Genomic DNA, 13241 nt, shown 5'->3' with positions numbered 1-13241 from the left:
ATGTTCTAGATCGCTTGCTTGTAGGACGGTTGTTTCAGTAGAGATCGGGGTGATACGAAGAGGATCGTTTCTGGCGCAGTGAACTCTTTCAAAGCCCCAGCCGGCTCCGGTCGAGGGCCTCGCTGTGCTCCTCGTCGCTCGCGTTGCTCGCTCCTGCGGTGCTTGCGTCGGCCGTCTTCCCGGAGCCGGCTGCCCCTTTGAGTCCCGCCCGACCGCAACCGCCCCGCACCTCACGCCTCCCCAGCCTCGCGGCTCCTTTCAGTCGCCGCGTCCCTCGCGGTCGGGTTCGCGGGCCTTCGGCCCGCTCACCGGCGCGCCACCGCCCCGGCGATCGCTCGTTCTCTCATCATTATCGACCGGGTGTTTCACACTGAGGCGTTTGAGAGATGAGCCTCGACGGAGCCGGCTCGGCAACGATCAGAACTCGGTGACGACCTCGACGCCGCGCACGTCGTAGTCGTCCATCGCGGCGAGCCGGTCGGAGACCTCCGACAACGCCAGTTCCCGCGTCACGAGCGCGCCGGGGTCGATCCCGGTCGCCTCGACGAGCGCGAAGAGGTCGTCGTAGTTCGTCGGCGGCATCCCGCGCGCACCGAGGAATGACACCTCCCAGCGGGTCATCCAGTCGGTCGGCAGCGACACCTCGCCGCGCTCCGCCTCCGTGGTCAGTCCGACCTGGACGTGGGTCCCGCGCGGACGGACCGACCGGACGGAGTTGCGGCACGTCTCCGCGATACCCAGCGCGTCCATCGAGACGTCGACGCCGCCGTCGGTGAGCGAGCGGATCCGCTCGGGGACGGACGTGGTCGAGTCGGCCGCCCCTCCTCCGTCTCCACCGCCCGCCCGTACCGTCTCCGCCGCGCCGAGGTCCGCGGCCCGCGAGAGCGCGTCGCCGTCGACGTCGACGGCGACGACCCGCGCGCCGACGGCGGCCGCGATCTGGACCGCCGAGAGCCCGACGCCCCCGCAGCCGTGGACGGCCACCCGGTCGCCGCCGGCGATCCCGGCGCGCTCGCGGAGCGCGTGGTAGGCGGTCATGTACCGACAGCCGAGCGCCGCGGCGTCGCGGGCGGGCAGCCACGACGGGCGCTCGACGAGGTTGTAGTCGGCGCGGGGGACGGCGACCCGCTCGGCGAACGCGCCGGGCGCGTCGGCCTCGAAGCCGAGGGCGCTCCCGTCCGCACAGACGTTGCCGTGGCCGCGCCGGCAGTGCGGGCACGTCCCGTCGCCGAGCGAGAAGGGCACCACGACGCGGTCGCCGGGGGCGAACCGGTCGACCGCGTCGCCGACGGCGACGACCTCGCCCGCGGGCTCGTGGCCGAGCACCTGGCCGCGGGGGACCCGGTCGTCGGCCCACTCGCCGTGGCCCTTCCAGGCGTGCCAGTCGCTCCGACAGACCCCGCAGGCGTCGACGCGGACGACCGCGTCGTCCGGCCCCGGCTCCGGCTCGGGGAGGTCTCGGATCGCCAACTCCTCGCCGTACTCGCGAAGGACGGCCGCGCGCATGGTGAGCGGTCGTCGCCCGCTGTGATACGTGTTGTGCCCTCGCTCCGATCCGGTCCGGCCGGTCCGGCCCGAGTCGGTCCCCGTTCTACTTCGGTCTCCGCTCCGCTCCCTATTTCGCTTCGGTCCCGCCCGCTTCGGTCTCCGTTTCGCTTCGGTCTTCGTTCCGCTCCACCGCCCGGGCTCGAGATCGGTCCCGCCGACCGGTGGCGTCTCGCGACACGAGGGGGTTCGTTATCGGTCGCGATCCGGTTCGTACCGCGACTTCCTACGTTCTTTCATCGATTCACGCGTTAATTCCCCTCTCGTTATCGTTGATCTCACCGTCGGACAAATGTTATTCAGATAAGACTTATGACGGTTCACCAACGACTCGGCGACATATGTCCTCGGGGGCCGATCCGCGACCGGGCGTCGCCTACCGACGACCGGACGGTGATCCCGACCGACTCGATCTCGAGTCCGCCGGCGACCCGGAGCTTCCGGTCGAGGATCTCCCGCACGACGCCTGGCTCGACGCGGTCCACCCGGAGGACCGCGATCGCCTCCGGGAGGAGCTCGCGGCCGGCGACGTCGACGTCGCCTACCGGGTCGGCCGCGACGGCGACCACCGCACGTGGGTCCACGAGCACGGTCGGCGCGTCGAGAACGGAGACGTGATCGGCTACCTGCTCCCCGCGTACGATCGGGTCGAACGACAGCGCCGGCTCGAACAGCAGCGCGAGCGGCTCGAGGAGTTCGCGAGCGTCGTGAGCCACGACCTCCGGAACCCGCTTTCGGTCGCGGTCGGCAACCTCGAGTTGGCCCGCGAGTTCGCCGGCGACGACGCGATCGAACGGATCGACCGCGCGCACGACGCGTTGGACCGGATGGACGACCTCATCTCGGACCTCCTCTCTCTCGCCCGCGAGGGCCGGTCCGTCGAGGCGACCGCCGAGACCGACCTCAGCCGCGTCGTCGACCGGGCGTGGGCCACGGTCGGGCGGACGGCGAACGCCGAACTGGTCGTCGAGGAGCCGCTCCCGCGGATCGAGTGTGACCACGACCGGCTTCGACAGGCCCTCGAGAACCTCTTTCGGAACGCGATCGAACACGGGTCGGCCGACGGGATCGACGCGGACGTGGCGTCGGTCGGCGAGAACGCGACGCTCGTCCGCGGCGGTTCGAACCCGGTCGACGGGGACGCGACCGACGACCGTCGAGCCGACGCCGACGGCGTGCACGTCCTCGTCGGCCGAACCGACGACGGGTTCTACGTCGCCGACGACGGGCCGGGAATCCCCGAGGAGGAGCGCGAGGAAGTGTTCGAACCCGGCCACACGACCGCAGAGGAGGGGACGGGGTTCGGGCTCGCGATCGTCGAGCGGATCGCCGAGGCGCACGGGTGGACCGTCTCCGTGACCGAGGGCCGCGACGGCGGCGCTCGCTTCGAGTTCGCCGGCGTCGAAACGCATGGGGAGGGGGGAGGGACCGCGGGTGACGAGACCGCGAGTGACGGGACCGGAGACGAGACGACCGTGAACGACGACATTGCGGACGAAGAAGTCGCGGACAACGACATCGGGGGCGACGAGGCCGCGGGCGAAACGACCGCCGGCGGTAGCTCTCGCTCCGCCGAGTGAGGAGAGTGAGGAGGGCCTCAACGCGCCCGGCCTATACGAAGTCGCTCAGCCCCGACTGCCCGTCGTCGCCTCCGGCGTCGCCGTCCTCCTCGGCGTCATCGCCGTCGTTCGACCCTCCACCGTTCTGCCCGCCGTGGTCCGTCCCTCCGTGGTCCGTCGCTCCGTCGGCGTCCCGTTCGGCGTCGCGTCCCTCGCGGTCGCGGCCGGCACCGTCGCCCGCGTCGCTCGAGTCGCTCGCGCGTGCGCCCCCGCCGGCGAACGCGCCCTCTGCGTGATCGGCCATACGCGCCTCGCGACGTTCCTGCGCGTCCTCGACGATCGACTCGACCTTGTTCGTCGATTCGCCCGAGCCGGTGACGAACGCCACGCCGGCCTCGTCGAGATCGTAGGCGGCCGCCATCGCCACGGTGAGCTCGCGGGGCTTACAGTGGTGGGTGATCGCGGCGAGGAACGGCAACACCTCCCGGCGCGCGGTGGCGACGCTACAGCCGCTCGCCTCGGCGATCCGGCCGACCACCTCGTCGGCGGTCGAATCGGAGGAGGGCCAGAACTGCGGGCGGCCGTACCGGGTCCACCCGCCCTTGGTCCCGTCGCGGGCGGCGGCGACGCCCGCGGCCGCGTTGTCGGTGGCGTACCGCCAGTAGGTGTAGTTCTGGCTGGCGCGCACGCGACCCAGCCAGACGTCCGCGTTCGCGAGGAAGTCGTACGCGCGGGTCGCCTCGGCCGCGTCGTACACGGAGAGCATGTTGTCCTCGATCCACTTCGTGAGGTCGTCGGGCGTCTCGTCGACGGCGTACGCCGACCGGAGCGACTCCTCCGCGGACTCCTCTTTGAGCACCGCGTCGAGGAACGGGAAGATCCCCATCGCCTTGTCGCGGTCGGCGGTGACGACGTCCTCGACCGCGATCGACGACCGGCCCTCGCAGGCCGCCTGGAGGTCGTTTATCGCGCCCCGCAGGTCGCCGCGGTTGCGCTCGGCGATCCGCTGGAGGGCGTCGGACTCGAACTCGATCCCCTCCTTGCGGCAGACGTCCCGCAGGACGGGCATGATGGAGCGCGCGGAGACGTCGCGGAACTCGATCTCCTGACACGCGTTCCGCAGGCCGCGGGAGATGTCGTAGAACTCGTTGGCGATGAGGACGATCGGCTGGCCCGACTCCTTCACGAGTTCCGTGATCGCGGAGGCCCCGCCGCGGTCGTAGTTGCCGTGGATGTTGTCGGCCTCGTCGAGGATCACGAGCTGTCTGGAGGCGGTGTCGCCGCCGCTCGCGCCGCCGCCGGCCGCGCTCCCGCCGAGGGTCGCGTTTCGGGCCGCGCGCCCGGCGAACCGCTCTATCACGTCGGCGGTCCGCTGGTCGGAGGCGTTCAGCTCCACCGTCTCCCAGCCCATGTCGTTCGCCAGCGCGTGTGCCGCGCTCGTCTTCCCGACGCCCGGGCTGCCGTGGAGGATGACGGCCTCGCGGTGGTCGTCCCACGAGCGCGCCCACTCCGCGAAGGCGTCGCGGGCCTTGTCGTTGCCGCGGACCTCCGAGAGCGTGCTCGGGCGGTACCGCTCCGTCCAGTCGGCCATTATCGGAAGGAGGCGCGAGCGCCGTTTAGTGGTTGCGGAGCGTTACTCCTCGTCGACGTTCCCCGGATCGAACCGCAACGTGGAACGCTCCTCGGAGGTCACCCGTGCGTTCGGCGTCCGGCCTCGTTCAGGGCCGCGTCCCGTGCCCCGTCACGCAGTTCGTCCACCGTCGCGTCGACGTCGGCGAACTCCTCCCGCAGCGCGGCGAGGGGATCCGCTTCGATCGGGATCGGCTCGACCCCGGCGTGGAGTTCGGCGACGTGATACCGATCGCCGTCCATCCGTCACCGCTCCTCCGCGATCGCGTCCGCGACGAGCGCCTCCGCGAGCACCGGCGCGACGCTGACGACGCTACAGCCGCGCTCGATCGTGTCGGTGCCGACGATCCGGTCGACGCCCGCCGCCCGTAGCTTCGTCACCGCGTTCGCGGCCAGCATCGGGTGGACGCAGGCGGCGACGACGCGCTCGGCCCCGCGATCCACCAACACGTCGACCGCCTCGCTCATCGTCGACCCGGTGGCGACGATGTCGTCGACGACGACGACGTCGCGGTCGGCGACGGAGGCGTCGGAGGGGGAGACCGCGACCGCGCCCGTCTCGCGGTCGCGGTGCTTCTCGAAGTGGTCCGTCTCGCCGCGGCCGTACGCGTCCCGGACGGTCTCGGCGATCCCGATCGCCCCCTCGTCGGGCGCGAGAAAGAGCGGGTCACGCAGGTCCGAGAGGGGGGCCGCGAGGACGCCCGCGGCGTCGACCGTCTCGACGGGGACATCGTAGAAGTCGGCGACCCCCGGCTCGTGCGGGTTGACGAGCACCACGCGGTCGGTGCCGGCCGAGACCGCCCGCGCCATCGCCCGCGCGGAGACGGGCTGGCCGTCGCGGAACGACTCGTCCTGTCTGGCGTATCCCATGTACGGGAGCACGGTCGTCACGCGCTCCGCGCCGGCCTCGCGGACGGCGTCCTGGAGCTGGAGGAGTTCGACCCACGCCTCGTCGGAGTCGGTCGTCGCGACCACGGTCGCCTCCTCGCCGTCGAACTCCGGGACGGCGGCGAGGCGCTCGCCGTCCGGGAAGCGGTCGTACGTCGCAGTCGCCAGCGGGCGACCCGTCTCCTCGGCGAGCGCGGCCGCGAGCAGTTGCGAACTCGACCCGGGTACGATCATGGGCGTCCGTTCCGCCGACACCGGTAAACCAGTTTCTGTACTCGGCCGCGACGGTCGAGACGCCGACACGCGCTCGGTGGTCGTTGACACGTACAGTAGGACGTCAGCAAACTCCTCTCTCGGTGTTTATTTTACGCTCTGATTTCGAATCCGCCGTGAGAATCTGCTTGCTAATAGAACGGATGTTTCGTGAGAGAGTCAGATGGATAGAGGCGGATCGTTGCTGACGCGGTGAACACTCACAAAGCCCCAGTCGTGAGGACTCGCGCGGCTCGCTGTGCTCCTCGCTCAGTCGCTTCCGCTCCTTCGCTGCGGTGCTTGCGTCGCCGGGGCTTCGTCCTCACGACTGCCCCTTTGAGTCCCGCCCCACTCCGCACAGCACCGCACCCCACGCCTCCCCAGCCTCGCTGCTCGCGGTTTCACCGCTCGCAGCATCCCTCGCGGACGGTTCGCGGGCCTTCGGCCCGCTCACCGGCGCGCCACCGCACGCCGATCGTTGCCTCACCTACACTGAGCGATTCCTGTTTGGGGAGCCCTCCCGTACACGGCTGCCACTGGCACGCACACGGGACCCAGGGGAGCGGATATTTACGCGCGCGGCGGGAACGACGCCGTAATGACCGAAACCGGAGACCGAGTCGGTCTCGTCTGCCCGTCGTGTTCGCCGGGCGAGGAGACCGTCCACGAGGTGTTGAAACCCGGCGGCCAGGCCACCGTCCGGTGTACCGACTGCGGCCACACGCACAAAGCGGAGATCCCCGAGGAGGAGACGATCGACCTCACCATCGTCGTCTCGCAGGGCGGCGACTCCTTCACCACCGAGATGGAGGTCCCCGCCGAGGGCGGCGTCGAGACCGGCGAGGAGTTCGTCGTCGACACCGAGGACGCGCTGATGCAGGTCCGGATCACCGGGATCGAACTCGGCCCCGAACACCGCGTCGAGGACGCCGCGATAACGAGCGTCGAGACGCTGTGGACCCGCGCGGTCGACAACGTCGCCGTCGACGTCACGCTCCACCCGAAGGACGGCGACGCCGACCGGACCCGCTCGGTCCGCGTGAACGTCCCCGGCGACATGGAGTTCGTCGTCGGCGAGACCGTCGAGTTCGGCGACGAGGAGTTCACGATCGAGGGACTCCACATCCGCGATGACGCCCCCGAGTACCGCCACGAGAAGCTCGACCACGCCGGCGACATGGCGTACGCGAAGGACCTCAAGCGGATCTACGGCCGCGACGAGAGCCTGACCGCCTGGTCCGCCTGGTAGCGTCGATCGGGCACCGCCTGCCTCCGCCTGGGCGGGTCGATCGGCGCGGCGCGGAGTCCGGAAGTCGAGCCCGTCTCAGTTCACCCCGCACCAGTCGACCATCGTGAGCGCGTGGATCTGCGCCGCCTCCACGAGCGAGTCGATCTCGACGAACTCGTCGGCCCCGTGTCCGTTGCCGCCCTCCGGGCCGACGCTCGGCGTCGGGATCCCGTAGTACCGGTTGTAGAACCGCTCGTCGTTGCCGCCGAGGCCCCCCCGGTGTTCCACGCTCCCGCCGGTGACCTCCTCCGTCTCCTCGCAGACGAGCCGGTAGAAGTCGCTGTCGTAGTCGATCTCGTGCGGGTCCGTGCTCCAGCCGAACCACTCGAGTTCCGGCGGGTGCTCGCTCAGCCACTCGTCTTCGGCCGCGACCGTGGCGACGACCTCCTCGACCTCCTCGCGGACCTCGTGTCGGTCGAGATTCGCGGTCGGTGGCCAGCCGACCCGGAACTCCATGACCGCCTCGCCGGGAACGGTCGATGTCCACGAGCCGGGCACCTCGATGTTCGTCAGACTCAGGTTGGCGGTGCTGCCCGCCGCCTCCGGGTACTGGTTGAGCGCGGGGCCGTAGTCCTCGATGCGGTCGTTGAGATCGTCGTGGTACGCCTCCAGCGCTCGGTACACCTCGAACGCCTTCCCGACCGCGTCGACGCCGAGGAACTTGTAGGCGGTGTGTGCCGTCTTTCCGGGGACGGTGACGCGGAAGTACAGGACCCCGGCGCTGGCGACGCCGATCTTCGGCACGCCCGACGGCTCGGCGACGATCGCGGCGTCGGGGCGGTAGCCGCGCTCCAGCGCCGAGAGGACGCCGCCGACCCCGCCGGCCTCCTCCTCGATCGTCGTCTGGAGCGTCAGCTCGCCGGCGAGGTCGATCCCGAGGTCCCGGAGACACTCGTAGGCGTGGACGAACGCGGCGATGCCGCCCTTCATGTCCATCGTCCCCCGACCGTACATCCGCCCGTCCTCGACCGTGGGGTCCCAGGGGTCGTACGTCCAGTCGTCGACGGGGTCGGGGTTGACGACGTCGACGTGGCCGCTCACGACGAGCGACCGACCGTCCTCGTCAGTCGCCGCGTCGACCGCCGCGACGTTCTCGCGCCCCTCGTACCCGTACTCCAAGTACGGCGTCGTCTCGAAGAAGCCCGGATGCTCGCGGAGCGCGTCGGCGTCCGGCTCCCAGACGTCCACCTCGAGGTCCAGGTCGCGGAACTTCGCCTTCATCACCTCCTGTGCCGGCCCCTCCTCGCCGGGCAGCGATCGAGCCGAGACGAGCTCCTCCAGGAACTCGACCAGGCGATCCCGGTTCTCCTCGACGCGCTCGCCGATCGCCTCCCGTAAGACACTCGTTGTCATGCTCGATCACTGCGAACAAGTCGAGTATAAATCGACCGGTGGAGGAACCGCCCTGCCGGCTCGCCCCGCCGGCGGCACGATCCGTCGCGCCGGATCCGCCGAAAAGCATACTCTCGTCGCCGGAGAGACGCATCGTGTACCATGTCAGATTCCCCCTGGCCGGACGGCTATCGGAGCGCCGCGTGTTTCACCTTCGATCTGGACGCCGACGAGATCTGGAACCTCCGGATCGAGCGCGACGACGCCTGGGACACCCCGCCGATCCGAACGCGCGGGGAGTTCGGCCCGAACGTCGCCGTCCCGCGGATACTCGAACTGTTCGACAGGTACGATCTTCAGTGTACGTTCTTCGTCCCCGGGAAGGTGGCCGAGGACTGGCCGGAGACGGTCCGGGCCATCCACGAGGCCGGCCACGAGATCGGCCACCACGGATACCGGCACGTCAACCCCTCGAACTTCGACTCTCGGGCCGAGGAGGAGGCGGACGTCAAGGAAGCGCTCGACGTCTTCGACGACCTCATCGGCGAGACCCCCGTCGGCTACCGGAGCCCGGCCTCCGACCTGAGCGACCACACGCTCGAGCTGCTCGCCGACAACGGGATCCGGTGGGAGTCGACGCTCATGGACTCCGACCTCCCGTACGTCCACGACGAGGGCATAGTGGAGGTCCCGTTCGACTGGTCGCTCGACGACTGGCCGTACTTCGGGTATCAGATGTACCCGCAGCTCCCGTATCAGAGCGGCATCTCGCCCACGGGACCAGTGTTCGACTCGTGGCGACGGGAGTTCGACGGGCTCCACGAGCGGGAGCGCGCGTTCACCCTCACGATGCACCCGCAGATCATCGGCCGCGCCGGCCGCATCGACGCGCTCGAGGAGCTGATCCAGCACGCTCTCTCGACCGGCGACACGTGGATCACGACGGGGAAGGAGATCGCGGACCGGTGGGAGTCCGGAGAGGACTGATGGGCTGCGGGCGGGTCGGGAGCGGACGGTCCGCCGCTGAGGCCGATCCGCCACGAACCATCAATTTAAGTACTGATCCGCGGAATCCACCCACGTTCACCCATGGAGTACGAGTTCACCCACAAGCCGTCGTACACGCACCTGATCGTCACGCTGGAGCCGGGCGAGTCGATCGTCGCCGAGCCGGGCGCGCTGGTCGGCCACTCCGCGACCGTCTCGATGGACACCGGCACGAGCCGGGACGGCCTGCTCAGTTCGGCGAAGTCGCTCCTGGGCGGGGAGTCCGCCTTCGCCAACGAGTTCACCGCCGAGGGCGGGACGGGGACGGTGACGTTCGCCCCGCCGTCACCCGGCGACGTCGCGGCCCACGAGCTTCGCGACGAGACGCTTTACACCGTCGACGGCGCGTTCCTCGCGGCCACCGACGGGATCGACATCGACTCCGAGATCGGCGGCCTCAAGTCGATGCTCGGCGAGGCCAGCCTGACGCCGCTGGCGCTGAAGGGGACCGGAACCGCCTTCGTCGACTCCTACGGCGGCCTCGAGACGATCGAACTGGACGCCGGCGAGTCCTACGTCCTGGACAACCAACACCTGGTCGCCTGGGACGACACGATCGACTACTCGATCGAGCGGGTCGGCGGCCTCAAATCGAGCCTCCTCGGCGGCGAGGGGCTCGTCTTCGAGTTCACCGGGCCGGGGACGGCGTGGTACCAGACGCGCGATATGGACGCGCTGGTGTCGGTGCTCGCGCGCCGGATGCCGAGTCAGGGCGAATAAGCGGACGTGAGTGTCGCTCTCCACTGGCGTTTGGCACCAAAGGTGTGGCCTCGGCACTCATAGGGCTCGTCGTCGCCGGGTGCCGAGTCCGGCTCGGAGCGGTGGTTCGTCATCGGCCGCTCGCCGGTACTCGCTCGGCCGTCTAAAAGGGTCCGCCGCGGGGTCACTCCGCGTCGTGACACGACCCCGCGTACCCGTTCCACTCGTCGGTCCCGTTCGGGATCCGCCGCGTGTCCGTCGGGTCGAACGTCGCGGCCGCCCGCGCGACCGCCTCCGCCGCCGTCGGTAGTTCGTCGTCGGTGCCGTCCGTCTCGCCATCCTCGCGCCCGATGGGAACCGCACCCGCCGGTTCGGGCTCCGATCGCCGATCAGTCGTGTACTACGGATGCCACGCTCGCCCCTATTCGCCTATCCTTAATAATCGTTCGTGTTGAATTGAGCGTTGCCGCAGGGAGCGACGACGGCGGCGATGACGGCGACGGCGGGATGGCCGCCGCGTCGCTCGCGGCGATCGGACGATCGGTCGAACGGACGCGGTAGCGGGGACCGGTCCGGACCCGGTCGGTCAGTCCTCGGACTCGGGAGCCGCCTCGGCCGCCTCCGTCTCCGCGGAGCCGGCGTCGCCGTCCGCGCCCTCCTCGGAGCGGGCCGCCACCAGCGCGCCGCTGGCGACGCTGTACATCGGCTCGTCGGGCGAGCGGACGCCGCTGATCGAGAACGGGATGTTCGCGTCGGCGAGGTGGTCGGCGAAGAGGTCCTCGAAGCCGTTCGGGCTGGAGGTGCCGCCGGTGACGACGACGGGCACGTCGAGGCCCTCCTCGACGTCCTCCTCGTCGACCTCGCGGGTGATGTTCTCGATGACGTAGTCGAGCAGGTTCTCGTAGTAGATGGCGAGTGCGCCCTCGACGCCGCCGACGTCGGTGCGGAAGTCCAGTTCGAAGTCGTCCTCCTTGATGCTCGTGACCTTGTCGACGGGGGTCCCCGTCGCCTGGGCGGTCTGCTCGTCGACCCAGTCGCCCCCGCGGGCGATGGAGAACTTCATCACGGGCACGGCGTAGTAGGCGAGACAGACGTTCGTCATCCCCGCGCCGAAGCTGATCCCGAGCCCGGTGAAGTTGTTGTCGGCGAGCTCGGAGTAGATGACGGCCATCCCCTCGTTGATGGGTTCGGGGTCGTACCCCATGTCGCCGAGCATCGACTCGAGCGTCTTCTCGTGATACAGCGTCGTGAGCGGCGAGTCGATCGGGTCGGCGGGACTGGAGTAGAACAGCCGCTCGTTGGGGCGGGAGGGCTCGCCGACCACCTGCTCGGTGATGAGCTTGATCATCGGGATCGCGGAGGACTCGTCGCTCGAGAGGATCCCGTGTTGCATCGGCCGCCGCGTCTCCTTGTTGAAGATGTTCGCGAAGTTGAGGGCGTCGTCGCCGACGACGTACACCTTGTCGTCCTTCCGGATGTGGAGGACCTCGCTTCGAGAGAGCATCTGCTCGGCCATATCGCTGTACTCGATCTCCACGAACGAGTTGCGCTGCTGTACGAACACGGTCTCGGAGCCTTCCTGTCGCCCCGAGAGGATGTTCATCGTACCGACGTCCAGGCCTTTGGCCATATGCGCACGTTCCATGGCTCGTGGCATAAACGTTAGTGAGGCACAGAGGCGGATCGAAGCCTTCGGCGCGGGTCCGCGAGGCAGGTTCCGTTCCGCTCGATCCCGCGTCGTTTATGTCGCGCGCGCCGGTGGACGGAAACGAGTTGCAAGACACGTTACGTGGGGCACTGGAGCTGACGCGGCCGGGGAACTGCGTCGCCGCCGGCGTGTTGACCGCCACCGGCGCGTTCGTGGCCGGGATCGGCGACGCGACGCTCGCGGCGGCGGTCGCGGTCGTCACGACCGCCATCGCGGTCGCCGCCGGCAACGCGATCAACGACTACTTCGACCGCGAGATCGACGCGATAAATCAGCCGAACCGGCCGATCCCGCGCGGCGCGGTCTCCCCGCGCGGCGCGCTCGCGTTCTCCGCGGCGCTCTTCGCCGCCGCGATCGGGTTCGCCGCCTTCCTCCCGCTCGCGGCCCTCGCCATCGCCGCGGTCAACCTGGTCGCGCTCGTCACCTACACCACGGTGTTCAAGGGGACGCCGGGGCTCGGGAACGCGCTCGTCTCCTACCTCGTCGGCTCGACGTTCCTCTTCGGCGGGGCCGCGGTCGGGGGTCTCGACGCGCCGCTCGTGCTGGCCGCGCTGGCGGCGCTCTCGACGTTCACCCGCGAGGTGATAAAGGACGTCGAGGACCTCGCCGGCGACCGCGAGGAGGGCCTCCGGACGCTCCCCGTCGCGGTCGGCGAGCGCCGGGCGCTGTGGGTCGGGGCCGGTACCCTCCTCGTCGCCGTCGCGGTCAGCCCGCTACCATACCTCCTCGGCACCTTCGGGGCGGTCTACCTCGTCGTCGTCGCCGTCGCGGACGCGGTGATGCTGTACGCCTGCTACGAGGGCTTTTCGGACCCGACCGCGGCACAGAGCCGCTTCAAGTACGGGACGTTCCTCGCGACGGCGGCGTTCGTCGTCGGGCGCGCGGCGCTGCTGCTCTGAGATCGGGCCGGCCCGATCGGTCGTGAACGGAGAACCACGGCTCGCGAACGTGAAAAACGGCGAGGAGCGCTCGACGGCGGGTACTCAGGTGGCGGTCACGCGACGTTGAATCCCTTATCGCGGAGGAAGTCCTCCACGCGACCCGAGTGGTTCCCCTGTAGCTCGATGGCCCCGTCCTCGACGGTGCCGCCGCAGGCGAACTTCGATTTCAGGTCCGAGGACAGCGAACTCATGTCCACGTCCTTCGGGTCGAACCCTTCGATGACCGTTACCTCCTTACCGTACCTGCGCTCGTCGATGCGGATGCTGATCTGCTGGGACTCCTTCGCGACGTCCTCGCAGACGCAGAGTTCCTGGGGCAGCCCGCACGTCGAGCAGACTTCCGACATTACAGT

The 13241-nt window shown here is 69.6% G+C and carries 12 protein-coding genes; 5 read left to right on the top strand and 7 right to left on the bottom strand.

From position 1 onward, the window contains the following. Nucleotides 1–417: 417 nt before the first annotated feature. Nucleotides 418–1506, bottom strand: a complete 1089-nt coding sequence (locus tag AXA68_RS12510; RefSeq protein ID WP_066417320.1) for an alcohol dehydrogenase catalytic domain-containing protein — start codon at nucleotides 1504–1506, stop codon at nucleotides 418–420. Between the two features lie 380 nt (nucleotides 1507–1886). Here AXA68_RS12510 and AXA68_RS12505 point away from each other — a divergent pair, with 380 nt between their 5' ends. After that, entirely contained in the window at nucleotides 1887–3125 is a 1239-nt protein-coding gene (locus tag AXA68_RS12505; RefSeq protein WP_080505254.1) for a sensor histidine kinase, read from the top strand. 31 nt (nucleotides 3126–3156) lie between these two features. On the opposite strand, the gene AXA68_RS12500 is transcribed toward AXA68_RS12505, so the two are convergent. The 3 genes from AXA68_RS12500 to prs all read right to left on the bottom strand — a co-directional run bounded on the left by AXA68_RS12500 (nucleotide 3157) and on the right by prs (nucleotide 5855). Beyond that, nucleotides 3157–4695, bottom strand: a complete 1539-nt coding sequence (locus AXA68_RS12500) for a replication factor C large subunit (RefSeq protein WP_066417318.1) — start codon at nucleotides 4693–4695, stop codon at nucleotides 3157–3159. 98 nt (nucleotides 4696–4793) lie between these two features. Next, nucleotides 4794–4976: a hypothetical protein gene (locus AXA68_RS12495; protein WP_066417317.1), complete on the bottom strand. Its 183-nt coding sequence runs from the start codon at nucleotides 4974–4976 to the stop codon at nucleotides 4794–4796. Nucleotides 4977–4979: 3 nt separating this feature from the next. Continuing rightward, entirely contained in the window at nucleotides 4980–5855 is an 876-nt protein-coding gene (prs, locus tag AXA68_RS12490) for a ribose-phosphate diphosphokinase (protein ID WP_066417314.1), read from the bottom strand. 616 nt (nucleotides 5856–6471) lie between these two features. On the opposite strand from prs, the gene AXA68_RS12485 reads away from it, so the two are divergent. Then, a complete protein-coding gene (locus tag AXA68_RS12485; RefSeq protein WP_066417311.1) occupies nucleotides 6472–7122 on the top strand; it encodes an HVO_0476 family zinc finger protein in 651 nt (216 codons plus the stop codon). Between the two features lie 75 nt (nucleotides 7123–7197). On the opposite strand, the gene AXA68_RS12480 is transcribed toward AXA68_RS12485, so the two are convergent. Next, entirely contained in the window at nucleotides 7198–8514 is a 1317-nt protein-coding gene (locus AXA68_RS12480; RefSeq protein WP_066417308.1) for an ArgE/DapE family deacylase, read from the bottom strand. Between the two features lie 141 nt (nucleotides 8515–8655). On the opposite strand from AXA68_RS12480, the gene AXA68_RS12475 reads away from it, so the two are divergent. After that, a complete protein-coding gene (locus tag AXA68_RS12475) occupies nucleotides 8656–9480 on the top strand; it encodes a polysaccharide deacetylase family protein (RefSeq protein WP_066417307.1) in 825 nt (274 codons plus the stop codon). 102 nt (nucleotides 9481–9582) lie between these two features. After that, nucleotides 9583–10260 (top strand): TIGR00266 family protein, encoded by a 678-nt coding sequence (locus tag AXA68_RS12470; RefSeq protein WP_066417305.1) that lies wholly within the window; start codon nucleotides 9583–9585, stop codon nucleotides 10258–10260. Nucleotides 10261–10825: 565 nt separating this feature from the next. Here the strand turns inward: AXA68_RS12470 and AXA68_RS12465 are convergent. Continuing rightward, a complete protein-coding gene (locus tag AXA68_RS12465) occupies nucleotides 10826–11869 on the bottom strand; it encodes a hypothetical protein (protein WP_449272152.1) in 1044 nt (347 codons plus the stop codon). Nucleotides 11870–12012: 143 nt separating this feature from the next. On the opposite strand from AXA68_RS12465, the gene AXA68_RS12460 reads away from it, so the two are divergent. Beyond that, on the top strand, nucleotides 12013–12846 hold the full coding sequence (locus AXA68_RS12460; RefSeq protein ID WP_066418612.1) for a geranylgeranylglycerol-phosphate geranylgeranyltransferase: 834 nt from the start codon (nucleotides 12013–12015) through the stop codon (nucleotides 12844–12846). A 95-nt stretch (nucleotides 12847–12941) separates the two neighbouring features. On the opposite strand, the gene yciH is transcribed toward AXA68_RS12460, so the two are convergent. Continuing rightward, nucleotides 12942–13235, bottom strand: coding sequence for a stress response translation initiation inhibitor YciH (gene yciH, locus AXA68_RS12455; protein WP_004046732.1), 294 nt, complete (start codon nucleotides 13233–13235; stop codon nucleotides 12942–12944). Nucleotides 13236–13241 lie beyond the last annotated feature (6 nt).

Origin of the sequence: Halorubrum aethiopicum, assembly GCF_001542905.1 — an archaeon.
Lineage (GTDB): Archaea > Halobacteriota > Halobacteria > Halobacteriales > Haloferacaceae > Halorubrum > Halorubrum aethiopicum.
Note: the sequence above shows the minus strand (reverse complement) of the source record. Positions and strands in the feature narration are given on the sequence as shown.

Bases quoted from the DNA above. Each gene is read 5' to 3' on its own strand.
- AXA68_RS12465 (WP_449272152.1), bottom strand. From the start codon at position 11,869: ATGGCCAAAGGCCTGGACGTCGGTACGATGAACATCCTCTCGGGGCGA.
- AXA68_RS12500 (WP_066417318.1), bottom strand. From the start codon at position 4,695: ATGGCCGACTGGACGGAGCGGTACCGCCCGAGCACGCTCTCGGAGGTC.
- AXA68_RS12510 (WP_066417320.1), bottom strand. From the start codon at position 1,506: ATGCGCGCGGCCGTCCTTCGCGAGTACGGCGAGGAGTTGGCGATCCGA.
- yciH (WP_004046732.1), bottom strand. From the start codon at position 13,235: ATGTCGGAAGTCTGCTCGACGTGCGGGCTGCCCCAGGAACTCTGCGTC.
- AXA68_RS12485 (WP_066417311.1), top strand. From the start codon at position 6,472: ATGACCGAAACCGGAGACCGAGTCGGTCTCGTCTGCCCGTCGTGTTCG.
- AXA68_RS12495 (WP_066417317.1), bottom strand. From the start codon at position 4,976: ATGGACGGCGATCGGTATCACGTCGCCGAACTCCACGCCGGGGTCGAG.
- prs (WP_066417314.1), bottom strand. From the start codon at position 5,855: ATGATCGTACCCGGGTCGAGTTCGCAACTGCTCGCGGCCGCGCTCGCC.
- AXA68_RS12475 (WP_066417307.1), top strand. From the start codon at position 8,656: ATGTCAGATTCCCCCTGGCCGGACGGCTATCGGAGCGCCGCGTGTTTC.
- AXA68_RS12480 (WP_066417308.1), bottom strand. From the start codon at position 8,514: ATGACAACGAGTGTCTTACGGGAGGCGATCGGCGAGCGCGTCGAGGAG.
- AXA68_RS12470 (WP_066417305.1), top strand. From the start codon at position 9,583: ATGGAGTACGAGTTCACCCACAAGCCGTCGTACACGCACCTGATCGTC.
- AXA68_RS12505 (WP_080505254.1), top strand. From the start codon at position 1,887: ATGTCCTCGGGGGCCGATCCGCGACCGGGCGTCGCCTACCGACGACCG.